21 protein-coding genes and 1 riboswitch are annotated in these 26,535 nt (G+C 39.3%); of the genes, 16 read left to right on the forward strand and 5 right to left on the reverse strand.

The window, feature by feature from the left end; translation table 11 throughout:
* Positions 1–32: 32 nt before the first annotated feature.
* From JK635_RS19975 to JK635_RS19995, 5 genes are all read right to left on the reverse strand, one after another.
* Positions 33–596 carry an FAD-dependent oxidoreductase gene (locus JK635_RS19975; protein WP_202655692.1) on the reverse strand — a complete coding sequence of 188 codons (564 nt, stop codon included), beginning with the start codon at positions 594–596 and terminating at the stop codon, positions 33–35.
* A 329-nt stretch (positions 597–925) separates the two neighbouring features.
* Complete coding sequence (metH, locus tag JK635_RS19980) at positions 926–4,375, reverse strand: methionine synthase (protein ID WP_202655693.1); 3,450 nt, start codon at positions 4,373–4,375, stop codon at positions 926–928.
* Entirely contained in the window at positions 4,353–6,221 is a 1,869-nt protein-coding gene (locus JK635_RS19985) for a bifunctional homocysteine S-methyltransferase/methylenetetrahydrofolate reductase (RefSeq protein ID WP_202655694.1), read from the reverse strand. Before JK635_RS19985 ends, metH begins: the two co-directional genes overlap by 23 nt.
* Before the next feature lie 4 nt (positions 6,222–6,225).
* A complete protein-coding gene (gene metC, locus JK635_RS19990) occupies positions 6,226–7,407 on the reverse strand; it encodes a cystathionine beta-lyase (protein ID WP_202655695.1) in 1,182 nt (393 codons plus the stop codon).
* Positions 7,407–8,519 (reverse strand): methionine biosynthesis PLP-dependent protein, encoded by a 1,113-nt coding sequence (locus tag JK635_RS19995; protein WP_202655696.1) that lies wholly within the window; start codon positions 8,517–8,519, stop codon positions 7,407–7,409. Before JK635_RS19995 ends, metC begins: the two co-directional genes overlap by 1 nt.
* Before the next feature lie 184 nt (positions 8,520–8,703).
* A riboswitch (SAM riboswitch) is annotated at positions 8,704–8,817 on the reverse strand.
* A 485-nt stretch (positions 8,818–9,302) separates the two neighbouring features.
* Here JK635_RS19995 and JK635_RS20000 point away from each other — a divergent pair.
* From JK635_RS20000 to JK635_RS26170, 16 genes are all read left to right on the forward strand, one after another.
* A complete protein-coding gene (locus JK635_RS20000; protein WP_202655697.1) occupies positions 9,303–11,126 on the forward strand; it encodes a polysaccharide biosynthesis protein in 1,824 nt (607 codons plus the stop codon).
* 59 nt (positions 11,127–11,185) lie between these two features.
* A complete protein-coding gene (gene galE / locus JK635_RS20005; protein ID WP_202655698.1) occupies positions 11,186–12,250 on the forward strand; it encodes a UDP-glucose 4-epimerase GalE in 1,065 nt (354 codons plus the stop codon).
* Between the two features lie 118 nt (positions 12,251–12,368).
* Complete coding sequence (locus tag JK635_RS20010) at positions 12,369–12,983, forward strand: sugar transferase (protein WP_202655699.1); 615 nt, start codon at positions 12,369–12,371, stop codon at positions 12,981–12,983.
* A gap of 38 nt (positions 12,984–13,021) precedes the next feature.
* Positions 13,022–14,188: a DegT/DnrJ/EryC1/StrS family aminotransferase gene (locus JK635_RS20015; RefSeq protein ID WP_202655700.1), complete on the forward strand. Its 1,167-nt coding sequence runs from the start codon at positions 13,022–13,024 to the stop codon at positions 14,186–14,188.
* A gap of 12 nt (positions 14,189–14,200) precedes the next feature.
* The gene (locus tag JK635_RS20020; RefSeq protein ID WP_202655701.1) at positions 14,201–14,542 is read left to right on the forward strand and encodes a helix-turn-helix domain-containing protein; all 342 of its coding nucleotides are present in this window, start codon (positions 14,201–14,203) and stop codon (positions 14,540–14,542) included.
* A gap of 33 nt (positions 14,543–14,575) precedes the next feature.
* Positions 14,576–15,313 (forward strand): YveK family protein, encoded by a 738-nt coding sequence (locus JK635_RS20025; RefSeq protein ID WP_202655702.1) that lies wholly within the window; start codon positions 14,576–14,578, stop codon positions 15,311–15,313.
* The gene (locus JK635_RS20030) at positions 15,303–15,992 is read left to right on the forward strand and encodes a CpsD/CapB family tyrosine-protein kinase (RefSeq protein WP_202655703.1); all 690 of its coding nucleotides are present in this window, start codon (positions 15,303–15,305) and stop codon (positions 15,990–15,992) included. The genes JK635_RS20025 and JK635_RS20030 overlap by 11 nt, the downstream gene beginning before the upstream one ends.
* A gap of 49 nt (positions 15,993–16,041) precedes the next feature.
* On the forward strand, positions 16,042–16,806 hold the full coding sequence (locus JK635_RS20035; protein ID WP_202655704.1) for a tyrosine-protein phosphatase: 765 nt from the start codon (positions 16,042–16,044) through the stop codon (positions 16,804–16,806).
* Positions 16,807–16,859: 53 nt separating this feature from the next.
* Positions 16,860–18,065 (forward strand): glycosyltransferase family 4 protein, encoded by a 1,206-nt coding sequence (locus tag JK635_RS20040; RefSeq protein ID WP_202655705.1) that lies wholly within the window; start codon positions 16,860–16,862, stop codon positions 18,063–18,065.
* Positions 18,066–18,088: 23 nt separating this feature from the next.
* Positions 18,089–19,123, forward strand: coding sequence for a polysaccharide biosynthesis protein (locus JK635_RS20045; protein WP_202655706.1), 1,035 nt, complete (start codon positions 18,089–18,091; stop codon positions 19,121–19,123).
* A gap of 33 nt (positions 19,124–19,156) precedes the next feature.
* Positions 19,157–20,266 (forward strand): capsular polysaccharide biosynthesis protein CapF, encoded by a 1,110-nt coding sequence (locus JK635_RS20050; protein WP_202655707.1) that lies wholly within the window; start codon positions 19,157–19,159, stop codon positions 20,264–20,266.
* Positions 20,267–20,271: 5 nt separating this feature from the next.
* Positions 20,272–21,408, forward strand: coding sequence for a non-hydrolyzing UDP-N-acetylglucosamine 2-epimerase (wecB, locus tag JK635_RS20055; protein ID WP_202655708.1), 1,137 nt, complete (start codon positions 20,272–20,274; stop codon positions 21,406–21,408).
* Positions 21,399–22,631, forward strand: a complete 1,233-nt coding sequence (locus JK635_RS20060) for a glycosyltransferase (protein ID WP_202655709.1) — start codon at positions 21,399–21,401, stop codon at positions 22,629–22,631. Before wecB ends, JK635_RS20060 begins: the two co-directional genes overlap by 10 nt.
* A gap of 80 nt (positions 22,632–22,711) precedes the next feature.
* Positions 22,712–24,040 carry an O-antigen ligase family protein gene (locus tag JK635_RS20065; RefSeq protein ID WP_202655710.1) on the forward strand — a complete coding sequence of 443 codons (1,329 nt, stop codon included), beginning with the start codon at positions 22,712–22,714 and terminating at the stop codon, positions 24,038–24,040.
* Positions 24,037–25,350, forward strand: a complete 1,314-nt coding sequence (locus JK635_RS20070) for a glycosyltransferase family 4 protein (protein ID WP_202655711.1) — start codon at positions 24,037–24,039, stop codon at positions 25,348–25,350. The genes JK635_RS20065 and JK635_RS20070 overlap by 4 nt, the downstream gene beginning before the upstream one ends.
* Complete coding sequence (locus JK635_RS26170; protein WP_202655712.1) at positions 25,347–26,510, forward strand: glycosyltransferase; 1,164 nt, start codon at positions 25,347–25,349, stop codon at positions 26,508–26,510. Before JK635_RS20070 ends, JK635_RS26170 begins: the two co-directional genes overlap by 4 nt.
* Positions 26,511–26,535: the final 25 nt, after the last annotated feature.

The raw sequence follows: 26,535 nt of genomic DNA on the forward strand, positions 1-26,535 counted from the left end.
AGTCCCCTTTTATTGGGGACTTAAAGTGGTATTTAAGATTTTAAAATATCATGGTCAACGTAGCGTTCGCCATTTAATTCACTAATTACGTTAATGGCAACCTTGGCTCCGTCACCGGCAGTAATGATCGTATGCATGCTGACCCCGGCAATGGTACCGGCTGCCCAGATGCCGTCAACATTTGTTTTTCCAGCAGCATCAACATCAAGAATGGTTTTTACCCTTGGTTCAGTACCTGGTTTTGTGTTAAGACCAGCCTTTTCCGCCAAGTCTGCGAGCATCCCCGTTGCCACGATAACATGTTTTGCTTCATATTGATGGTTATCTGTTTCAACTTTAAAACCGTCATTGGTTTTACTAATATTGGTTACGGTAGCTTGGACAATTTCAGCGCCAAATTTACTGGCTTGCTCTTTACCAATCTCTACGAGGTCGGGACCGGTAATTTCTTTTACCCCATAATGGTTTTCAATCCAAGCCCTTTTGGTTACACTTTTGTCATTGTCAACGATAAGTGTTTTCTTGCCAGCTTTTGCTGTAAAAAGAGCAGCACTTGCGCCAGCGGGACCTGCACCTACAATAACAACATCAAACATATGTAAAACCTCCTAATTGAATTTTTTTACAACTATATTATCGGCTAATGAGTGTCAAAAGTAAAACAAACTGCTTATTTCATAAATTTAGAAAAACGAAATAAGCAGTAGTTAAATAATTTTTGCATCAAGAATTATAGAAATATAAAAAATAGCTTCCTTATAACAAGATGTTATCCAGTTTATACCAAACATTGTAAAAAAGAAGCGGGATTATGTAAAATTCCGCACGGATTACGTAAAAAAGTGCCCGGATTTTGTAAAATTATGATAGATATTTTTCCACAAAAAAAGAATTCCGCGGCCTCCGCGGAACTCTTAACTAAATTCTATCTTAATACATTAAAATATCTGGCTTCTGGGTGGGCGAAGACCATTGCTGATACAGAAGCTTCTGGTTCCATCATGCAGCCATCCGTCAGCTCGACGCCGATTTCTTCTGGATGAATCAAGCCAAACAACTTTTTCTGATCATCTAAATCTGGGCAGGCCGGGTAACCAAACGAGAAACGCTGTCCCTGGTACTTTGCGGCAAACCGGTCCTGCATGGTAAACTCAAGCGGATCAGGGAAGCCCCAGCGATCACGCATTTGCCGGTGGATGAACTCAGCCAACCCTTCCGCACTCTCAAGCGCCAAAGCCTGTAAAGCGTGGCTCTCAAGAAAACGCCCACTCTCCTTCAACTGTTCAGCGACTTCACGAATTCCTCCTCCGGCGGTCACGGTAAATAAACCGACATAATCGATCATTCCGCTGGAGACCGGCTTCAAATAGTCTGCCAAACATAGATGTGGCGCTGATTCCTGACGTGGGAAATCAAAGGTTTCCAGGACAACATTAAGATTCTCAGGGTCATAAATATAAATTTTATTCCCCTCTGACTGCGCTGGGAAAAATTGATAAACGGCCCGCGGGGTAATCCAATTGTTGGCAGAAGCGTCAGCCAGCAATTGATCAACCATTTCTTTTACCTTTAAAGCCTTCTCATCCTTTTCGGCTAGTAACTTAGCGACTTTCCCTTTCACCCCAAGATGATGGCCCAGCAGCATTTGCATATTAATATAAGGTTCAATATGCGATAAAGAATACGATTTGATGATATGCCGTTTAGTATCCTTTGGAACAAACACCGGGACCTCAGTCGAGACTGCCGGTCTTGTTTTCACTGCTACGGCCGCCGCCGCCCGTACCGGCAAATCAAGCGAAACAGCAGCAGCCGCCAGTTTTTCCTGTTTCGCATTGAGCAGCTTTTCCCGCTCCTCTGGTGACTGAACCTGATTGGCAAGTGACAAACCGGTCATCGCATCTTTTGCATAAAGGACGAGCCCGTCGTACTCTTTGGCAATTTTCGTATCGGTGAACTTCCGTGACAGGGCAGCACCGCCAACTAAAATCGGCAAGCTGATACCCGCTGCCTTCATATCTTGAGCAGTTAGCACCATTTGCTGGGCCGATTTCACCAACAGCCCTGAAAGGCCGACAATATCCGGCTTTTGCTCACGAATTGCCTTAATCAGATCAGCCGGTGCCACTTTAATTCCGAGATCATGGACCTCATAGCCATTGTTACTTAAAATAATGTCAACAAGGTTTTTACCGATATCATGGACATCGCCTTTAACCGTAGCTAATAATACTTTCCCCTTCGCTGCCGACACATCGCCTTTTTCCATATATGGCTCCAGGAAAGAAACCGCTGTTTTCATCACTTCCGCACTTTGCAGAACCTCGGCAACAATTAATTGATTATCATTAAACAGACGGCCAACCTCCTTCATCCCGTCCATCAATGGACCATTGATAATATCCAATGGAGTAGAGTACTCGGCTAGAGCAAGTTCCAAATCCGGAATCAGGCCTTCTTTCGTTCCTTCCACAACATAATAAGCAAGCCGCTCTGCAAGGCTTAAATTAAGTTCAGCCGTTTTTACTTCTTTCTTTTTCTCCCGATAAAAATCAGTAAACGAAGCCAGTGATTCATCTGTTGTTTCAAACAACAGTTTTTCTGCTAATTCCACTTCCTCCTTGGCAATGGAGGCAAACCGTTCGAGCTTTTCCGTATTGACGATCGCGTAATCGAGTCCCGCTTGGGTACAGTGATACAAAAAGACTGAATTCAAAATTTCCCGGCCCACCGGCGGCAGCCCGAAGGAGACGTTGCTGATGCCCAGAATTGTTTGCACACCCGGTAGCTTTTCCTTAATCAGGCGGATTCCGTCGACCGTTGCTTTAGCGGAGCCGATGTATTGCTCATCCCCTGTACCTACTGGAAACACTAATGGATCAAAGATAAGATCCTGCGGCTTTAGCTTATATTTGTTCACCAACAGGTCATAGGAACGGTTAGCAATCTCCAGTTTCCGCTCTGCCGTAACACCCATGCCTTGTTCATCAATCGTTCCCACAACGACGGCTGCGCCATAGCGGTGAATCAGGGGAACAATCGCTTTAAAGCGGTCTTCGCCGTCCTCAAGGTTAATCGAATTAATAATCGCTTTCCCTTGTGAATATTTCAGCGCTGTTTCAATCACCTTTTCATCCGTCGAATCGATGACTAGCGGCACTTTAACCTTTTTAACTACTTCTTTGATGAAATTTTCCATATCGGCTAATTCATCGCGGTCAGGGTCGGCTAAACAAAGGTCAATGACATGTGCACCGTTTTTTACTTGAGCGCGGGCGATTTCCGCTGCTTCTTCAAATTTCCCCTCGGCGATTAACCGCTTAAATTTGCGTGAACCAATGACATTAGTCCGCTCACCAACAAAGATCGGCCGCAGTGTCGGGTCATCGTAAACAAATGGCTCGATCCCGGAAACCATGTGAACATTGGCACTGCCAAATTCCCTCGGAGAGAAATCTTTCACTGCTTCTGCCATTGTCCGAATATGGGCCGGTGTCGTCCCGCAGCAGCCACCGACAATATTTAGCCAGCCATGGGCGGCAAAATCAGCTAATTTTTTCGCCAAAGTTTCCGGTGTTTCATGGTAATGACCTTCTTCATCGGGCAGTCCTGCGTTTGGATAGCAGCTGACCGCTGTATCCGCCAAGCCTGCCAGCGAGCGAATATGGTCCTGCATGAATTCCGGACCGGTGGCACAATTCAGCCCAACAGCGACAGGATTCATGTGTTGGACGGAAATATAAAAGGCTTCAATCGATTGGCCGGCAAGGGTTGTACCCATTGGTTCAATGGTGCCGGAGATCATGAGCGGCAATGTTTTGCCTGTTTTGGCAAAGGCATTTTGAATCCCGACATAGCCGGCTTTAACATTCAACATATCCTGGCTTGTCTCAAGCAGTAATAGATCGACACCGCCGTCAATTAAGCCAAGCGCCTGTTCCTCGTAGGCAGCAGCAAGGGTATCAAATGTTGTTCCGCCGGTGACGCTCAGCGTTTTGGTCGTCGGTCCCATTGAACCAGCGACATAACGCGGCCACTCAGGTGTGGAAGCTTTTTCTGCTTCCGCGACTGCGATTTGTGCTGCTTTTTTATTTATTTCATAGGCTTTAAACCCGAGAGCATATTCGTCAAGAACAATGCTCGTGGCACCAAAAGTATTGGTTTCAATAATATCGGCTCCGGCCGCGAGATACTCGCGGTGAATATCGGCAATCACATCAGGGACGGTTAAGTTCAAGTTTTCGTTACAGCCTTCATACTGCTCGCCGCCAAAATCAGCGGCAGTCAAGTTTGCTTGCTGCAGCATCGTTCCCATGGCACCGTCGATAACGAGAATGCGTTTTTTCAGTTGCTCAGTAAATGGTCGTTTCAACATAGCTGTTCCCCCTAAGAATACCTGCCCGTTCTTTAGCGTAATGGGCAAGCTCAAGCGTTAGTTCGTATCGTAAAAATGGTGTAATTAAATAAATTCCATTGAATAAATCCAGGGCGGCATCAATGAGTTGTTTCGTAATTTCAATTCCTTCGCGGGCAGCTTGCTCTGGATCATTATTATAGGCAAACATCTGCTCGCGAATCGAATCAGCAATCTTGATGCCTGGCACTTCATTATGAAGAAACTCGGCATTTTTACTGCTCGTCAACGGCATCAAGCCGATATAGATGGGTGTATCCAAATGTTTCGTATTTTCATAGACTTCGAGCAGCTTCTCCTCTGAAAAAACCGGCTGTGAAATAAAGTAGTCGGCACCATAGCTGATTTTTTTCTCCAAACGTTTGACTGCTTTTTCAACGGAGCGGACATTTGGATTAAAGGCAGCAGCAACGCTGAACACTGTTTTTTCACCTAAATCTTTCCCGGAAAAAGATAAGCCTTGATTCATCTGCTTGATCATTTGAATCAATTCAAAGGAAGAGACATCGTAAACGGAAGACGCTCCTGGGAAATCCCCGACCCGGGCCGGGTCACCGGTAATTGCCAAAACATCATTCATACCGAGGGTGAAGAGCCCCATTAAGTGCGATTGCAGGCCGATCAAGTTGCGGTCACGGCAGGCGATATGAATAAGCGGCCGCACGCCCAGTTCTTTTTTTACTAGATAGCCTAATGATTCATTGGAAATCCGCACGGTTGCCAAGGAATTATCAGCCATTGTTAAGGCATCAATCCCGGCTTGTTTCAGCGCTTTCGCTCCTTCAAAAAACTTCTTCGTATTCAGCTTTCTCGGAGGATCTAATTCGACGATGATCGAAGGCCGTCTTTTGACAATATCCTGAAGCGGCTCGTATTCAGGTTTAGCCTTAGGAGCTTTCTCTTTCATGACGATTTCCTTTTGCTTAAATTTTACTACTTTATTGGTAACGGGTGTACGGTCTTTTAAGGCAGCTGCAAATGCTTTGATATGATCCGGAGTCGTGCCGCAGCAGCCGCCCAGCAGGCGGACGCCTTGGTCGCGAAAGCTTTCAGCCGAGCTGCGGAAGTAATCGGCATCACCCACATAATGAAACTTCCCATCCGTATAGGCTGGAAGGCTGGCATTCGGATAAGCAGAAAGAAAGGCTTGCTGCGGAAGCTTGATTTGTTCCAATGTTAATAGCATATGGTAAGGCCCGAGCCGGCAATTAAGGCCAACAACATTGGCACCAAGTTCCTCTAATCTGATTAGGGCATCATTGATGGGCGTACGATTTTGTAAAACACCCGGCTCTTGCAGGGAGACCTGAGCAATGATTGGCAGCTTCGTTTCCTTACGGGCAATCGTCAAAACCGTTTCCAGCTCTTCTAAGTCATAAAAGGTTTCCAGCAGCAAACCGTCGACCCCTTCCAGTAAAAGGCAGTCCAGCTGTTCACGAAAGCTCCGTTTGATGTCTTCTATTGGAATGGATTCCGGTTTGATACCGCGGTTCCCGCCTATCGTCCCGACAACAAAAGTATTCGCTCCGGCCACCTGCTTGGCATGGCGTACCGCAGCACTGTTAATTTCTTTAACTGAATCTTCGATGCCGTAGCGCTGCAGCTTTAAATAGTTGGCCGCATACGTATTCGTCTGAATTACATCGGCACCAGCTTCAATATAGGCTTGATGAATCGCCTGGATTTGTTCCGGATGGGAGAGATTCAGTTCCTCAAAACAGCTGTCCGTTCCGTAAGAATAGAGAAGTGTCCCCATCGCTCCATCAGCAATCAAAATTTCCTTGCTTAATTTTTCTAATAGGTTCATATTCTTATTCTCCTCGCAACAGTTCTGGCTGATCTAACTGTTCCGAACTGCGGGAGAAATCTTGAATCAGATCATCCGGATTCTCAAGCCCGACCGACAAACGCAGGAGACTGTTTTTGATGCCGCGCTTTTCCCGCTCCGCCTGCGGCATCGCCGCATGGGACATTTTTGCCGGATACGATAAAATCGATTCAACTGCCCCGAGACTGACAGCAAACACAGGGATTTTCACGCCGGCGACAAATGTGCGGAGAGCGGCTTCATTTTTAAGTTCAAATGACAAAACAGCACCGGCCCCTTGAGCTTGGTCCCGCTGCAAATGATAATGCGGGTGGTTGGGCAGTCCGGGATAATAGACAGTTTCAATCAACGGATGTGCTTGTAAAAATTTCGCAATCTTAAGCGCCGTATGTTGTGAAAAATCCAGCCGGACACTGAGCGTTTTCAAGCCGCGCAGTACGAGCCAGGCATCCTGAACCCCGAGAATAGCACCAAACGAATTTTGCAAAAATCCGAGCCGCTTCGCCAGCGCCTCATCATTCACCACAGCAAGTCCGGCAACTACATCGCTGTGGCCTGATAAAAATTTTGTGGCACTGTGGAGGACAATATCAGCCCCAAGCTCAAGCGGCCTTTGCAGTGCCGGTGTTAAAAACGTGTTATCGACAAAGGTTAAGGCACCAATCTCTTTCGCCAAGCGGCTAATCGCACGGATATCTGTCACTTTTAATAACGGATTCGATGGTGTTTCCACATAAAAGGCTTTTGTGCTTGGCCGGATAGCCTGTTTCACCTGCTCTAAATCGGTCATGTCGACGAAGGTGTGCTCAATCCCAAAGCGAGATAGCACCTCTGTCACCATGCGGAAGGTCCCGCCGTACACATCCTCGGTAATGACCACATGGTCGCCAGCCGACAGCAACAGAAAAGCTGTGGAAATCGCCGCCATTCCGCTTGAAAAAGCAAAGCCTTTTACGCCGCCTTCAAGCTCGGCAATCACATCCTCAAGTGCTTCTCGAGTCGGATTTAAACTGCGGGCATAATCATACTTTCCAAAATGATCAACATCAAACTGGTGAAACGTCGAGGCGTGCTGGATTGGAACACTCACAGCCCCTGTTGCCGGATCGATTTTATGCTGATTATGAAGTAATCTTGTTTCAAAACGATATTCATCGTATGTCATTATACGGTCACCCCTTCATGAATATTAGCAAAGGCCTGATCTAGGTCAGCAATTAAGTCTTCTGCATCTTCTATACCGACAGAAAATCGTAACAAGCGGTTGCAAACCCCTTGGGCAATGCGGATTTCTTCAGGAATATCGGCATGTGTTTGGGTTGCCGGGTAGGTTATGAAGCTTTCCGTTCCCCCAAGGCTTTCAGCGAAGCTAATCAGTTTTAACCCTGTTAAAAATGGATTGACCCAAGCCTCATCCTTGATACGGAACGAAACCATCCCGCCGTGCCCGGGATAAAGCACATCTGTGACATCAGCATGGTTCGTAAGATATCCAACAATGGCCTTCGCATTTTTCTCATGCCTTTCCATACGCAGTGACAAAGTTTTCATTCCGCGCATTAACAGCCACGAATCAAACGGGCTAAGCACACCACCGGTGCCGTTATGATGAAATGCCAGTGCTTCGCAAAGTTCCGCGCCCTTCGCAACAATCAGACCGGCTAGGACATCATTATGACCGCCTAAATATTTCGTGGCGCTGTGGATGACAATATCGGCGCCAAGCTTAATCGGCTGCTGCAACAGCGGCGTGTAGATAGTATTATCAACAATCAGTAACATTCCGTGTCGTTTGGCAATCTCCGCAATGGCGGCGATATCGGCCTGCTGCATCAACGGATTGGTTGGTGTTTCGAGGAAAATTGCTTTTGTTTGCGGTGTAATGTTATTTTCAACGGTTTCCGGACAACAGGTATTGATATAGTGACAAGTCAGGCCCCATTTTTTAAAGCCTTGTTCCAATAAACGGTAGGTTCCCCCATATAAATCCTCACTGACTAACCATTCATCTCCGGATTTGAATAAGGACAGCAGCGTAAAAATCGCCGCCATTCCGGAACTGCAGGCAAAGCCTTGATCGCCGCCTTCGAGATCCGCGATTGTTTTTTCAAGAAGCTGCCGCGTCGGATTTCCGGTACGGATATAATCAAAACCCGTTGACTGCCCGATGCCATCGTGGCGGTAGGCGGTTGAAAAATAAACAGGCGGGTTGACAGTTCCAGTGGTGGTCTCACTGCGATTACCAATTTGGGCTAATTTGGTGTCGATTTTGTACATTATGCATTCTCTCCTTTAAAAAATTTAAGCAGCTCGGTGCAGTCATTTTTAGCGGAGGCGGCTGTCTTTCCTAGTCCAGCTCCAGTGCCTTGTGACTACTCCGGATAGGGGGGATTTCGTTCTCCATTAAAAAAAGCCTTCTATAAGAAGAAGACTTTTGTAAGCACGAACCACTCGGTCATTCTTCTTATCTCGCAAATTACTAAAAATTTGCAGGACTTAGCACCTTTTCAATGGAATCCCACTGAAGGTTGCTGAGGTGTCATTGGGCCCTTCCCTCAACCTCTCTTGATAAGAAAATCGAATATTTTGATTTTTATTAAATTTACTACACTAAGACAATAGTGTCAATATATATTCAAAAGGGGGATGGGTTGCAGAAATTAAATACTTAGCAGCCTGTTCTTCTTAGTGAACAATTGATTAATAGCGTAATAAAAATTTTTTATAAAAAAGGGTTTATTTTTTAGGTAAATGGGATTATAATGTTCTTAATTAAGTACAAAAAGATTAGTTAAAAAGTAATAATTTTGAAAGGTTTATTTTTTTGCTCAATACGTTCTATAAAAAGAACGAAATAAATTTTGAGAATTTTGGGTGATGTCTCCTTACCATTATCAATGGAGACACTCGGTCATGCTGTGGGTAGAAATACCTTAGACGCTAGTCGTCGAGAGTGTGATGTGAGGGCGGGTTAGATGCCCATTTTAAAATTTATAAGTTTGTTCTTTTATTGATGGAGAGGATAAACTTATAAATTTTATAAAGAAAGTGGGTTGAGGGATGACGTATATTCAAAGATTATCATTTTTTATTTTTATTGATTCATGGTTAGTTTTGGCAGCCATTCTTGTTAGCAGTTTTTTAATTAAAGATGAGCTCGAAATTTTTTCCTTTTCTTTTACTCTTAGTTTAATTGTAATTTTACTTGTCCATCATTTTCTCTCGTTTCAATTCAAGTTATACAAAAAAGTTTGGGCATATGCGAGTGTGGGGGAGTTAATTAGTATATTAAAAGTAGAAACATTTACGATCCTCTTTACAGTAATCATCCAACAGCTTGTGTTAGATGAAGTCTTTATTCGCTATCTGATCGTAACTTGGATGCTGAATTTGTTGTTTGTTGGTTCTTCGCGTTTCTGTTTCAGATGGTTCAGAGATTCAGTGCTTAATAAAACAAATAATAAAAAAAGAACATTAATTATAGGTGCCGGATCAGCTGGGGTGATGGTGGCCAGGCAATTAAAAAAAACAAATGAAGCCAACCTTTTGCCAGTTGGGTTTATTGATGATGATGAAAAGAAACACAAACTTGATATTTTAGGGATTCCCGTCTTAGGTGGAATCACAAAAATTGAAGCAATAGTAAAGAATTTTAGTATTGATCATATTGTGATTGCGATTCCTTCTCTTAATAGAACAGAATTGAATAAAATTTTTGCAGAATGTGTGAAAACAAGTGCAAAAACACAAATTCTTCCAATGCTCGAAGATTTAGTAACGGGAAAAGTTTCGGTCAAACAATTTCGTGATGTGCAAGTAGAGGATTTACTTGGGAGAGAACCTGTGGATTTGGATATACAAAGCATCACAGCAATTGTCACGAATAAAGTTGTTTTGGTTACCGGTGCCGGCGGTTCGATTGGATCTGAAATTTGTCGCCAACTTGCCGCATTTTATCCTAAACAGCTGATTTTATTAGGTCATGGGGAAAATAGTATTTACACCATTGAAATGGAATTAAAAGAACGTTACCAACAATCACCCATTGAATTTATTTCTGTGATTGCGGATGTACAGGATGAGAGAAAAATGATGTCAGTGATGAGTACATACAGACCGGATGTTGTATATCATGCTGCTGCACATAAACATGTTCCATTGATGGAAGAAAATCCAGAGGAAGCAATAAAAAATAACTTGATTGGAACGATCAACACTGCAGAAGCCGCCAGATGGAATGGGGTAAAAGCATTTGTCATGGTTTCTACAGATAAGGCGGTTAACCCAACAAGTGTAATGGGGGCAACCAAAAGGCTTGCAGAAATGGTAATCCAATACTTGAATACAGAAAGTGAAACAAAGTTTGTTACAGTCCGATTTGGTAATGTTTTGGGAAGCAGGGGAAGTGTCATTCCGCTTTTTAAGCGACAAATAGAAAAAGGAGGGCCCATTACCGTAACCCATCCGGATATGGTGCGCTATTTTATGACGATACCCGAGGCCTCTCGATTGGTACTGCAGGCAAGTGCCCTAGCCAATGGCGGGGAGATTTTCATATTAGATATGGGCCAACCGGTAAAAATTCTCGATTTAGCAAAGAACCTTATTAAGCTTTCAGGTTTTTCTCTGGAAGAAATTGAAATTGAGTTTACGGGAATAAGACCAGGAGAAAAGCTTTTTGAGGAATTACTTAATGAAAATGAGGTTTATGAGCAACAAATCTACCCAAATATTTATGTAGGTAAGCCGTCTGATCTGTTTATTCAAGAAATTGAAGAATTAATTTCTCAATACTCAAACCTTGAAAAAGAAGGAATTAGGAACAGGGTTATTCAGCTTACAAATCGGGAACAGGTAAAGACAAAGTTGTCAGTACCGATTTAATTGGAGTTTAAACATTATTATAAAAAAGAAAAGTTTCATAGACTGCGAAGGTGATTTTTTTGGTCATACTTGTTACTGGTGGAGCTGGGTTTATCGGCACCCATACGATTGTGGAATTGCTAAATGCCGGATATAAACCAGTTGTTGTTGATAATTTTTTGAATAGCAAACCTGCATCATTACAAAGAGTACAGGAACTAACCAAACGAAATTTTAAAATATATAATATTGATCTATTAAATGAAACCAAGCTAGAAACTATTTTTTTGGAAAATCAAATTGATGCGGTCATTCACCTGGCAGGAATTAAAGCTGTTGCTGAATCAGTGAGCAATCCTCTTTGGTATTACCAAAATAATATTTTGACTACAGTAAATCTTTGCAGGCTAATGAAAAAATACCATGTCAAAAAAATGGTTTTTAGTTCATCCGCAACGGTTTACGGAATACCTAAAAAAGTTCCGATTACAGAAGACTATCCTCTTGATGCTTTGAATCCATATGGCCGGACAAAACTGGCGATTGAATTAATGTTGAGGGATATATATCAATCTGATCCAGAATGGAGCATAGCCTTATTAAGGTATTTTAACCCAATTGGGGCTCATAAGAGTGGAAAAATTGGCGAAGATTCTAAGGGAATTCCCAACAATTTAATGCCTTTCATTACTAGAGTTGCAGCCGGCAAATTAGAGGTTCTTCCGATATTTGGTGATCATTATCCAACGGTTGATGGTACTGGTGTAAGGGATTATATTCATGTTTCGGATTTAGCCACCGGCCATTTAAAGGCTTTGGAAAAAGTAATCCAGTCTACAGGGGTAGATGCTTATAATTTGGGAACAGGACAAGGTTATAGTGTCCTAGAATTAGTGTCTGCGTTTGAATCGGTGACCGGTATTCGAATTCCTTATCAAATAACCTCTCCACGGCCTGGTGATGCTGCAATATGTTATGCCGATCCATCAAAGGCAAAAAATGAACTGGGCTGGAGGGCGGAGAGAGAAATTAAGGAAATGTGTGAAGATTCCTGGAGATGGCAATCTCAAAATCCGGATGGATATTTGGATGATGAAGAACTGAATAATCTTTTAGAAATACCAGATTACCAGAGTAGTAGTTAAAATTTTTAATGTTTCTTATTTTGAATTACAGCTGAGTGGTTTGCAGCAGATAGTATTGGTTTCCTTGTGATAAAAAAGTAAATTATTACATTGCTCGTAATTGAAGGGATTTTGTGATATGAAAAGATTGATGGATATATTTGGTTCATTATTATTATTGATAATATTCACACCGGTTATTTTGGTAATAGCCATTTTGGTTAGAATAAAATTAGGTACACCAATACTGTTTAAACAAAGACGACCAGGATTAAATGGTAAAGCTTTCTATCTTTATAAATTTCGAAGCATGACAGAACAAAGGGATGCTTTTGGAAGACTGCTTCCGGAAGAACAAAGGATGACACCATTCGGTTCCTTTCTGAGAAAATTTAGTCTAGACGAACTCCCTCAACTAATAAATGTATTAAAGGGAGAACTAAGCTTAGTAGGTCCTAGGCCACTATTAATGGAGTATCTTCCATTATACACTAAAGAACAGGCAAAGAGGCATAATGTGAAGCCAGGAATTACCGGGTGGGCTCAAGTTAATGGCCGAAATGCAATTTCATGGGAAAAGAAATTTGAACTGGATGTATGGTATGTGAATCATCATACATTATTACTAGATATAAAAATATTGTTTTTAACCATTATTAAGGTAATTCGTCATGAAGGTGTAAATCAAGGGGAACATATTACGATGGAGACCTTCACGGGAACAAAAATAGAAGAAATAGGAAAGCATGGATAACTGAAAGGACAGTTATATCAATATCGGAGGTGATTCACATGCTGCAAACGGTCAAAAAAAATAGAATTTTCCTTTCCCCTCCCCATATGAGTGGAATGGAAATGAAATATATTCAAGAAGCGTTCGAATCCAATTGGATTGCTCCTTTAGGGCCGAACGTTGATGCGTTTGAAAATGAAATAGCAAGTATTCTAGGAGTCAATGGGGCTGTTGCGGTGAGTTCAGGTACCGCCGCCATTCATTTGGCTCTTATTTTATTAGGAGTGAAAAAGGGTGACGCCGTTTTTTGTTCGAGTCTCACTTTTGTAGCAACAGCTAATCCTATACTATACCAAGGTGCAGAACCGGTATTTATTGATTCGGAACCGGATACCTGGAATATGTCACCAAGAGCGCTTGAAAATGCATTTAAAGAAGCAGTTTCATTAGGTAAGCTTCCAAAAGCTGTTATTATAGTGAACCTTTATGGACAGTCTGCCAAGATGGATGAACTCGTCTCCATTTGTAAAAAATTCAACGTCCCGGTAATTGAAGATGCAGCAGAATCCCTGGGCAGTCAGTATAAAGGAAAGATGAGCGGCACATTCGGAGATTTTGGCATCTTTTCATTTAATGGCAATAAAATAATCTCTACGTCTGGAGGAGGAATGCTTGTTTCCAATCATACAGAGGCGCTTTCAAAAGCCCGATTTTTAGCCACACAAGCAAGAGATGCGGCCCCCTATTACCAGCATAGTGAGGTAGGGTTTAATTATCGAATGAGTAATATTTTAGCGGGGATTGGGAGAGCACAAATTACGGTATTGACAGAAAGAATTACGGCAAGAAGGAGAATATTTGATCTATACCAACAGGAGTTATCCCAACTGCCGATTACTTTTATGCCGGAATTAAAGAACACCTTTTCAAATCGCTGGCTAACCGCGTTTACAATAAACAAAGAAAAAACGACTATTACGATTAACGATTTATTAGCCGTATTAGAGGCGGAAAATATCGAGGCACGGCATATATGGAAACCACTTCATATACAGCCTCTGTTTAAAGAATATAAATACTATTCGCACGATGAGAATAGCAGTTTTTCAGGGGAACTTTTTGAAACTGGAATTTGTTTGCCTTCAGGTTCCAACATGACAATTTCAGATCAAATGAGGGTTATTGACTGTATTAAACAAGTATTTTCCAAATTAGCAAGGGGATAAAGAGGGTAGCTCATGATTGGAGAAAAAATTGCGGAAATACGGAAACAAAGAGGGTATTCCTTAACAGAGCTGGCGGAATTAGCCAATATATCAAAGTCATATTTAAGCAATATTGAACGCAATTTGAACAAAAATCCTTCTCTCAAAGTAGTGATTAAAATTGCAAAAGTTTTAAAAGTAGACTTATTAACACTACTAAAAAACGGAAGTGACTTTGAAACTCATATATATATCGAAAAGGAATGGGTCGAATTTGTGAATGAATTGAAGGAAATGGGAGTGGAAAAGGAGCAGTTGGAACAATACAAAACCCTGATAGAATTTATCAGGTGGAAAAATCAACAACCAGAATAAAATTTCTAGGGCTGAATTTTTTTGGAGGATTATATGGAGGGAACAATCAGTTTAATAGATATGATCAATATACTTAGGAAGCGCTGGAAGCTAATCGTCCTTCTGACAATAACAGCAGCGGTCGTGAGCGGGATCCTTTCTTATTATTATTTAACACCGGTCTATCGCGCTTCAACCCAGATTTTAGTTAATCAGAAAAATGAGAAAAACCAGCTCGACTATAGTCTGCTTCAAAGTAATGTCGGATTGATCAACACTTATAGCGCGATTATTAAAAGTCCAGTTATTTTGGAAAAAGTGATTGAGAAGCTGGAACTGAAAGAAAGTGTCGATAGCCTTAATCAAAAAATGACAATTAATAGCCAGGATAATTCACAAGTATTTTCCATCATCGTCGAAGATGAAAATGCTCAGGAAGCGGTGAAAATTGTTAATGCTATATCCGAAACGTTTCAACAGGAAGTCAAAAGTATTATGAGCGTAGATAATGTTAGCATCCTTGCGAAAGCCGTTTCGAAAGAGAATCCTGCCCCGGTAAAACCCAATCCTATCCTAAATATCGGAATTGCCGTTGTGATAGGGATGCTTGCTGGAATGGGAATCGCCTTCCTTTTAGACTTCTTGGATAATACCTTGAAAGATGACCGGGATGTCAATGCGATTCTCGGTCTGCCGGTGCTGGGAACGGTTAAGAAAATGTCTCGGAGTGAGAATAGGAAAAGGGTAAATCGAACTGCCCGCAACGTGGGAGGGGAAACAATTGTTTCGTAAATTTAAAAAGAAAGATAAAAGAAGAGTACATTTAATTGCTCATTATAATCCAACGGCATCTGTTACGGAACAATATCGGCTAATAAGGAATAATTTGCAGTTTTCTTCGGTGGATAAAGAAATTAAATCGGTTGCGATTACATCACCGGAAGCATCTGACGGAAAGTCGACAACAGCGGTCAATTTAGCCATTGTCCTGGCACAGCTTGGAAAACAGGTATTGGTGATCGATACAGATTTAAGAAAGCCGACCTTCCACTATTCTTTTAGCATTAGCAACCTGGATGGGCTGACAAGTGTCCTTACGAAGAAAATTGACCTAAAACAGGCCATATCGCATACAATTATTCCAAATTTGGATGTTTTAACAAGTGGTCCCACTCCTCCTAATCCATCAGAGTTATTGGATTCGAAAGCGATGGAAAATATCATGATGGAATTAAAAAACACGTATGATTATATCGTTTACGATACACCGCCATTGTTGGTCGTAACAGATGCCCAAATCATGGCGAATAAATGTGATGGCGTTGTCATGGTCGTTTCTAGTGGGAAAACGAAAAAAGACGGGGCACTGAAAGCAAAACAATTATTAGAAAAGGCCAATTCGAATATACTTGGTGTCGTCGTAAATGGAGTGGAATCGAAAAGGAAGAATAGTTATGGCCATTACAGTTAAACGGCCCATCAATAATTGGATCAATTGATTAAAAAGAGGGAAGAACAAGATGATTGATATCCATTGTCATATTTTACCTGGTATAGACGATGGTCCCCAGCACTTTCATGAGAGCATAGAGATGGCAAAAGCGGCAGTAGAAGAGGGGATTACTCATTTATTTGCTACACCGCATCACCTGAATGGACAATATGAAAATGTAAAGAGCGATATTCTGAACTACGTACTAAGCCTTAATCAACATTTGCAATCCGAAAAGATTCCCATTACGATCCATTCTGGCCAAGAAATTAGGATTCATCGAGAATTATTGTTTTCCCTTGCAAACGATGAAATATTGACCTTGGATAATAGGCAGGAATATTTGTTATTGGAGCTTCCTTCCGGGGAGGTACCGAAATACACCCTAGAAATGGTATATGAATTGAAACTTAGAGGGCTCACACCGATCATTGTCCATCCTGAAAGAAATAGAGGTTTTATCGAGAACCCCCTGCTTCTCTTTGAAATAATCCAAGAGGGAGGTTTGACACAACTTACCGCCGGGAGTGTCAGTGGTCATTTTGGGAAAAAAATAAAATCGTTTTCCGAAACAATGATCGAACATCATTTGGCGCATTTCATTGCATCGGATTCACATTTTACCAGGTTAAGAGGGTTCTTTTTTCAAAAAGCGTATGACACGATTACAAAGAGGTTTGGTATCCAACATACTTTTTATTTTAAAGAAAATGCTCAACTACTTTTATCCGGCCAACATCCACATATTGAAAAGCCGCTTCCAATTAGAAAAAAAATACTGGGGGTTTTTTGAAGGACAATGTCGGTATTGTGATTCAAACCTAAACACGAAGACGGTGATGATGATTGAATATATTGTTTCTAACTTTAGCAACTATGGAGGATATTCATGAAAGGGGAATATATACAGACCTTGTAAGGGAACTAGCAAGTAAAGGCAATAATATGTATGTCGTCTCTCCAAGAGAGAAACGTACAGGACTACCTACTGAGGTAAAGATAGAAGAAAATATCAAATTATTAAAGGTAAGGACTGGAAATATCACCAAGACAAACTTTTTTGAAAAAGGGGTTTCTACTCTCACGATAGAGAACCGTTATCTAAGAGCAATAAGGAAATTTTTTTCGGGTGTTCACTTTGATTTAATCCTATACTCCACTCCGCCGATAACGTTTGAAAAGGTCGTTTCCTATTTTAAGAAAAAGCATCAGAGTAAAACCTATTTAATATTGAAAGATATATTTCCACAAAATGCGGTGGATTTAAATATATTAAAAGAAAATAGCCTTGCTTGGATGTATTTTCGCCGAAAAGAGAAAAGACTATATAAAGTATCGGATGTCATTGGCTGCATGTCAGAGGGGAATGTGAATTATGTATTAAATCATAATTCTTTTATCGAAAAGCATAAAGTGGAAATCTTCCCTAACTCGATTGAACCGGTTGAAAGATTGTCGAAAGCAGATCCGAGTAAACAGTTTTATAAAAAATATAACATACCATTTAGTATTACCTTATTTGTCTATGGAGGAAACTTGGGTAAACCGCAAGGAATTGATTTTTTGTTAGAGGTTACCGATAACTTCCATAAGATTGAAAATGGATTCTTGCTCATTATAGGGTCAGGAACTGAATATGAAAAAATTAGAAATCATATTGAAATGCATAAACCTAAAAATGTAAAACTGTTTAAAAAGCTTCCTAAAGAGGAATATGATCAACTGCTGGAAATTGCAGATGTAGGGTTAATTTTTCTGGATAAAAGATTTACCATACCAAACATCCCTTCAAGGTTAACCTCTTACATGGAATACTCGCTGCCGGTTCTTGCCGCGACTGATAAACAGACAGATTTAAAAGATATATTAATGGATTCAAATAGCGGATTATGGTCTGAAAGCGGTGATATGAAAGCATTTATAAAGAATGCCAGAAGACTGGCCAACGATAACAGTTTAAGAGAGCAGATGGGAATCAGTGGGAGGCACTACTTGGAAGAACGTTATGACATTAGAAAAACGGCTCATATCATTACGAAACACTTGCAATAAATTTTAATGGGAGGAGTGAAGACATGTTTAGTAATAAAACGTTACTTATTACTGGAGGAACCGGCTCCTTTGGAAACGCGGTAATGGAAAGATTTTTAAATACTGATGTCAAGGAGATCCGGATTTTTTCACGCGATGAAAAAAAACAGGATGATATGCGAAAAAAATATCATCATGAGAAACTCAAATTCTACATAGGGGATGTTCGAGATCTCTCCAGCGTTAAAAATGCCATGTACGGGGTAGATTATGTTTTTCACGCTGCAGCCCTAAAGCAGGTTCCTTCCTGCGAGTTTTTTCCTCTTGAAGCGGTAAAAACAAATGTGTTGGGAACGGATAACGTCCTGACTGCTTCGATCGAATATGGGGTAAAAAAGGTGATTTGTTTATCTACGGACAAAGCAGCCTATCCCATTAATGCAATGGGGATATCCAAAGCAATGATGGAAAAGGTATTTGTCGCCAAATCAAAAACGGTGTCTCCCGAAAAAACATTGATTTGCGGGACTAGATACGGGAATGTGATGGCTTCCCGAGGTTCAGTTATTCCACTGTTCATTGAACAAATTAAAAGCGGACGAACCATCACGATAACTGATCCGAATATGACCCGATTTCTTATGAGTCTTGAAGAAGCGGTAGAACTGGTTATTTTTGCATTTCAACATGCTAAGGCTGGGGATATTATGGTTCAAAAGGCGCCGTCCTGTCTGATTGGGGACTTGGCCCAGGCGTTGAAGGAATTATTTGCTGCCGATAATGAAATCAAAATCATCGGAACACGCCACGGAGAAAAGCGGTATGAAACACTGCTGACAAAGGAAGAATATTTAGTTGCCGAAGATATGGGGGATTTTTTCAAAATTCCTGCCGATAAGAGAGATTTGAACTATGACAAGTATTTTATTGAAGGAGATAAAAAATTATCAGCAGAACAAGAATATAATTCTCATAGTACAAAAATATTAACAGTTGAAGAGATTAAAGAAAAACTACTTGAACTCGACTTTGTTCAGAATGAACTAAAATTTACCCAAGTAAAAGCGAAGGCGATCTAATAATAAACCAGTATCAGAAAGGCTTGATGATTTGTGAAAATCCTCGTTACGGGAGCAAATGGCTTTGTCGGAAAAAACCTTATTGCTGAATTGGAAAACAAGGGATATAAAGACATCTATAAGTTTACGAGGGATACAGATTCCTCCAAGTTAGAAACGTATGCGAGGGAATGTGACTTTATCTTTCACCTTGCCGGCGTGAACAGGCCTAAAGATGAAAAAGAATATTTGGAAGGAAATGTCGGGTTTATACTAAAACTAGTCGAACTGTTAAAAAAACATCTTAATCCATGTCCAATCCTTTTTACCTCCTCTACCCAAGCTGCTTTGGATAATCCTTACGGTCAAAGCAAAAAGACGGTAGAGGATGTATTGTTTTCATACAGTAAAGAATATGGAGCCAAGGTGCTGATTTACAGATTGCCCAATCTGTTTGGTAAATGGTGCAGACCGAATTACAACAGTGTGGTTGCAACCTTTTGCCATCACATTGCAAGAAATAAAGACATTCAAATTCATGATCCTAATAGAGAGTTAACACTGTGCTATATAGATGATTGCGTAGCAGAATTTTTACAGGCATTGGAAGGAAAGGAAACAGTGAATGGAGATTTCTGTGTTGTTCCCGTCACTCATAATATTACTTTAGAAGCGTTGGCAGAAAAGCTTTACTCTTTCAAGGAAAACCGTGAAACCTTAGTAATGCCATCATTAGAAAATGAACTGGATAAGGCGTTGTACAGTACATTCCTCTCCTATCTGGAAGAAAATCAATTTTCTTATAAATTAACAAAGAATGCGGATCACCGCGGCTGGCTCGCGGAGTTTATTAAATCGAAAGCAAATGGACAAATCTTTATTTCGAAAACAAAACCGGGTGTTACGAGAGGAAATCATTGGCATCATACCAAAGTGGAGAAGTTCCTTGTTATACAAGGGGAGGCTACCATTCGGTTTAGAAACATCAATAGTGAAAATGTACTGGAATATAGGGTGAATGGGGAAGTTCCGGAGGTTGTTGACATCCCACCAGGCTATACACATTCTATCGAAAATACCGGGACGGAGGATGTTATTACTTTATTTTGGGCCTGTGAAATTTTCAATCCGGATAAACCTGATACCTATTTTGTGGAGGTTTAAGGATAGTGGATAAATTGAAAGTGATGACGATTGTGGGCACAAGACCGGAAATTATTAGATTATCAGAAGTCATCAAAGCTTGTGACCAATATTTTAACCATATTTTAGTGCATACAGGGCAAAATTGGGATTACACCCTTAATGAAATCTTTTTTGAGGAACTTGGACTGCGGCAGCCGGACCATTTTCTCGGTGTTGTAGGGGAAGATCTTGGTGAAACAATGGGAAATATTATTGCCCGTTCTTACAAGATTTTGAAACAAGAACAGCCGGATGCCTTGCTGATTTTGGGCGACACCAATAGCTGTTTAAGTGCTGTCTCCGCGAAACGATTAAAAATACCAATCTTTCATATGGAAGCAGGAAATCGCTGCTTTGACCAAAATGTACCGGAAGAAATCAATCGGAAAATCGTCGACCATGTGTCAGATATCAATCTGGCCTATACCGAGCATAGCCGCCGCTATTTGTTATCTGAAGGAATTCGCAAAGAACATATCTTTGTGACAGGTTCTCCGATGACAGAGGTATTAAACAAAAATAGGGCCCGAATTAAAGACAGCACAGTGCTTCAAGACCTAAAACTCGAAAAAAGCAAATATATTCTTGTCTCCGCACACCGTGAGGAAAATATCGATCATGAGGGAAATTTTCAATCATTGATGAATGCAATTAACTATATCGCTGAAAAATATCAGCTTCCTGTTATTTATTCAACTCATCCGCGGAGCTGGAAGAGGATTGAAGAGCGGGGATTTAGGTTTCATCCCTTTGTTCAAAAGCTGAAGCCATTTGGCTTTTTGGATTATAACCAATTGCAGCTTAATGCTTTTACTGTTCTATCGGACAGTGGAACACTTTCAGAGGAATCTGCAATATTAGGTTTTCCTGGAATCCTGATCAGGACTTCAACAGAACGCCCGGAAGTTCTTGATAAGGGGACGGTCGTAATAGGAGGGATTACAGAGGGAGATATCGTTCAGGCAGTAGAGCTGGCAAGGGCAATGTGGGAGAACGAGGAGAAGACATATGTTGCAAATGATTATCTTGATGAAAATGTTTCGGTAAAGGTTGTAAAGATTGTGCAAAGCTATACGGAAATTGTGAATAAGGTGGTTTGGAGAAAAAATAGATGGAAATGAAAAAATACAATTTAGATATATTGTTTTTGGGAGGAGTTTTTAAAGAAGGAGAAATAATGAAACAAAGTAAGAGCAATGTGCAGTTTGCTGCCAATGTTCTTCAATGGAATATAATAGAAGGTTTAGATTATTTAAATGAGCAACCTGTAAATTTATTAAGTGCTATATTTATTGGATCATATCCAAAGTACTATAAAAAAATTCTGATACAAAGAAAAGACTGGTCCCATTTACCAGGAGCTAAAGACAAAGAAGTAAAGTTCTGGAATATTCCAATTCTAAAAAAATTTTCACGTGGGTGGAGTTTATCGAAAGAAATTATGATTTGGGCACAACAGAAAAATGAAAGAAAAAAAGTAATTATTGCATATTCAATGGATTATTCTATATTGAGTGCATTGAAGTCAGCAAAAGTAAGCAATTCAGAAATAATAACTTGTCTTATTGTTCCGGATTTACCACAATTTATGAATCTTTCCTCTTCAAAAAACTATAGTTATAAATTGTTAAAAAATATAGAAAGTGATCTAATTTCTCAACTCCAAAAATATGTGGATTCTTATGTTTTATTAACAAAGCATATGGCTGACTTTTTGAAAATACAAAATAAGCCATATGTAGTTATTGAAGGAATGGTAAACTTCAAGGATCAGACAACATATTTAGATAGAAGAAGGGAAGAACAGGAGAAAAGTCGTAAAACCATTTTATATACTGGGACGCTAAATGAAAAATATGGAATTTTAAATCTATTAAAAGCATTTGAATTAATAAAAGATAAGAATTATAGATTACAAATATGTGGAACAGGGGAAGCAGAAAAAGACATAGTGGAAATGGCGAAACAAGATAATAGAATTGATTTTCGTGGACGTGTGTCTAGGGAAGAAGCAATACTTCTCCAAAAGAATGCAACGGTTCTAATAAATCCTCGAAATAGTGAAGGGGAATTCACCAAATATTCCTTTCCCTCTAAGATAATGGAATATTTGGTTTCAGGTGTACCAACAATTGCTTATTCATTACCAGGGATGCCTGAGGAGTATAAAGATTATATGTACTTTATTAAAGATAATACAGTACAGGGCATAGCAAATACAATAATTAATGTATGTGAAACAAACCCAATTCAATTAAAAAAATTCGGAGAGGCATCTAGAAAATTTGTTTTATCCGAAAAAAATAATATAAGGCAGGTAGAAAAGATAATGAATATATTATGATGATTCAGTAAGACAATTTATGATTAAATCATTTAATCTTAACCATCCAAATGGTTCACATTAGTTAGTGAGGGGAAAAAATGCAATCAAATAAAAAACAAATAGAATTAATCAAATACGATTTTAAAACCAGCAAAATAACTAATGTAAACCCGCTCACAACTATTAATGAGTGGATAATCATACTTATGTGTATTTGGATTTCATGGCAGTATTTTAATTTTAAATTAGGAGTTTTACCTTTTTTAGCGCTGACTGCAGCTTGGTTTATTTCGTCTGATTATAGGTGGGCCTTTAAAGGTCTGCCTTTAGATATTGTGATGATTATCGTGTGGGGTTTAACATTCCTGCCATATATGGTAACGGGAAATTTCTTTTATGGTGGCTTAGATATTAAATATACAATAATAACTTTTATGTTATTTACCTTTGGAATATTTATAAATTATTACTATATGTATTACAACAATAATCCAGCGGTTTTAGGGAAAATTGTGTTTTTTACCATGTTTTTTTATTTGATTTCTTCCATTCAAACCTATATCGGCTTGAAGAAATACCCGCTTGCTGCTCGGGAATTAGCAACAGGAAGTGATCCATCGCAAGGTACCTATTCATCATTGGGAATTGGCGGCTTTGGTTTTATCTATAGTGCTGTTTTCTTAAATATTGTGATACTATATTTTGTTTTAATTAATAATCGAGTATCCAAAAAATATAAATTCTTCGCCATAACTGTTTGTTTTATGATTACGATTATGCTAATTTCTGCCTCATATGCTACATCTTTAATAATTGGTTTTTTAGGAGCATTTTTGGTGATTTGTGTTAGAGATAAAAAATGGTTTATCTTAAGCATGATCTTAGCTGTATTATTTTTTATTGCATTTCCTAAAGAAATAATTGGTTACTTTTTAATAGATATTGCTAAGTTATTTGACTCATCCTATGTGATACAATCAAAATTTTTAGATTTAGCACAAGGGTTTTTAGGTAATACATTAGGATCTCAGACTTCCGGAAGAAAGGAGCTTTATTTAGCATCATTACAAACATTTTTACAAAATCCATTTTTTGGGATTTATGGGCCGTTTGGTAATGCCTTTCATGCAAAAGTAGGTGGCCATTCTGGTTGGCTGGACCTTATGGCTTATTACGGATTATTTGGATCGCTCCCATTATTTGCAGCGATCTTTTTTAATTTCAAAAAACAATTAAAATTTTTTTCTAAACATCCCTATTACCGGTTTTTGTTGACGGCGCAAGCTTTATTTGTCCTCTTTGGATTTATCAATCCGATTACCTATATTTACCAAGTGGGATTTATTTTATTTGTTGTAGCACCAGCAGTTCCATTTTTACCGCAAGCATTTGTAAAAAGAAATTTAGAGAAAGGGAATAGGAAATGAAAATACTTTGGGTTACTAATATTCCTTTACCGGAGGCAAGTTTACTTATGAATGAAGAACCAGCCTCTTCCGGCGGTTGGTTAATAAATGCTGCGGATGCATTAGCAAGAGAAGAAAACATTAAACTCGAAATCGCCTTTCCTAAAACTGGAACTAAAAAGGTAGGTACATTAAAAGGTGAGAAAGTATGTTATTACTCATTTCCTTTTATTCATTATCGTAATCATCAATCGATAAAAGATAATACAAATCTGTTAAGAATTATTGATCAATCACAGCCAGATATTGTGCATATTTTTGGAACAGAATTTGCACATACTGCTTCGATGGTAAATGTATGTAGACAAAAAAGCAAAAAGTTTGTCATTTCTATTCAAGGTCTTGTATCAGAGATTGCAAAACAATATACAGTGGGACTACCGAGAAAAGTGCAGTACAAATTTACATTTAGGGATTTTATAAAACAAGATAGTATTAAACAGCAACAAAGGAAATTTGAAAAACGTGGAAAACACGAAATAGAGGCACTTCTGAAGGCTTCACATATTATTGGGCGTACCACATGGGATCGTGCGTGTACATCATACATTAACCAAAGTGCTGAATACCACCACTGTAATGAAACATTGCGAAGTGTTTTCTATCAACATCAATGGAATCTCAATAAATGTGAGAAATACTCCATTTTTTTTAGTCAAGGATCCTATCCAATTAAAGGATTACATTTTCTGCTTGAGGCTTTGCCGCTCATTCTAAATCGGTTTCCTGATACAAGGCTATATATTGGAGGTCCTGACATTACTAAGACGAATACATTGAAGGACAGATTTAAGATTTCCTCTTATGGAAAATACATTAAGGAATTGATAAAAAAATATCATTTACAAAATCATATCATATTTACTGGTATTTTAAATGCCGATCAAATGTGTGAACAGTATTTAAAATCTCATGTGTATGTATGCTCCTCTATGATAGAGAACAGCCCGAATTCTTTAGGTGAGGCGATGATTCTTGGAGTTCCATCTGTAGCAGCTGATGTTGGAGGGATAGCCGACTTATTAACTCATAAAAAAGATGGATTCATTTATCCTTCTAATGCGCCTTATATGATGGCTCATTATGTTAATGAAATATTTAGTAATAATCAACTTGCGCTAGAATTTTCGAAGAAAGCAAAAATAAAGGCTTCTATTATCTTTAACAAGGAGACAAACAATAGGGACTTATTGAGGATTTATCATCAAATTATCACTAATAATGCTGAAAGCTATGATAATGATCAATTAAAAGTGGGGTATTTGAAGTGAAAGTAACTTTTTTTTCCAACTTTTTAAACCATCATCAATTACCTTTATGTTTTGAAATGTATAGGTTGCTGGGGAATAATTTTAAATTTGTAGCAACTGAATATATTCATGAGGAACGATTGAAAATGGGTTACAAAGATATGAGTAATCAATATCCATTCACTTTAAATACTTATAAAAGCCACGAGGAATTTCTTAATGGATTAAAATTGGGAGATGAAAGTGATATTGTCATTATTGGTTCAGCACCGGACATTTTTATTAAAAATAGATTAAAAGAGAATAAAATAGTTTTTCGTTATAGTGAAAGAATATTTAAAAAAGGACAATGGCGAATTGTTAATTTAAGAAATACATTATCCCTAATAAAAAACCATACAAAATTTTCCGATAAGAATGTTTATATGTTATGTGCTAGCGCTTATACGGCAGCAGATTTCAACTTAGTTGGTGCTTATAGAAATAAAAGTTATAGATGGGGGTATTTCCCCGAGGCGAAAGAATATAATATTGAAGATTTACTATTAAGCAAGGAAAATATGCTTCCAAAGTTATTATGGGTAGGACGATTAATTAAGTGGAAGCACCCAGAATATGCAATCGAAGTAGCAGATAAACTAAAGCAACAAGGCTGGAAATTTACTTTGGATATTATAGGATCTGGAGAAATGGAAAGTGATATGAAGAAAATGATAAAAAGTAAAGGATTAGAGGATTGTATTAATCTACTAGGCAGTATGAGCCCAGATGAGGTAAGAATATATATGGAATCTGCAAATATCTTTGTATTTACTAGTGATTTTAATGAGGGGTGGGGGGCTGTACTGAATGAGGCAATGAATAGTGGTTGTGCCGTTATTGCCAGTCATTCAATTGGTTCAGCTCCATTTTTAATCAAAAATAATATAAATGGTTTAATTTATGAGAACGGAAATATCAATAGCCTATTAGAATGTGTTAGAAGGGTATTAGAGTCAAGTGAATTTCGCAAAGTATTGGGGGTAAATGCATATAATACCATTGTAAATGACTGGAACGCAAAAAAGGCAGCCGAAAGGTTTTTATATGTATCTGAAAACCTTTTAGCTGATAAAACTATCTTTTTTGATGACGGGATCTGTAGTAAGTCAGAAATATTAACTCAGAGATTTATTTATTAATTTTGGAAAGCTGTTAGTGGAGGTG

Origin of the sequence: Neobacillus paridis (genome assembly GCF_016765675.1) — a bacterium.
Taxonomy (GTDB): Bacteria; Bacillota; Bacilli; order Bacillales; family Cytobacillaceae; genus Neobacillus; species Neobacillus paridis.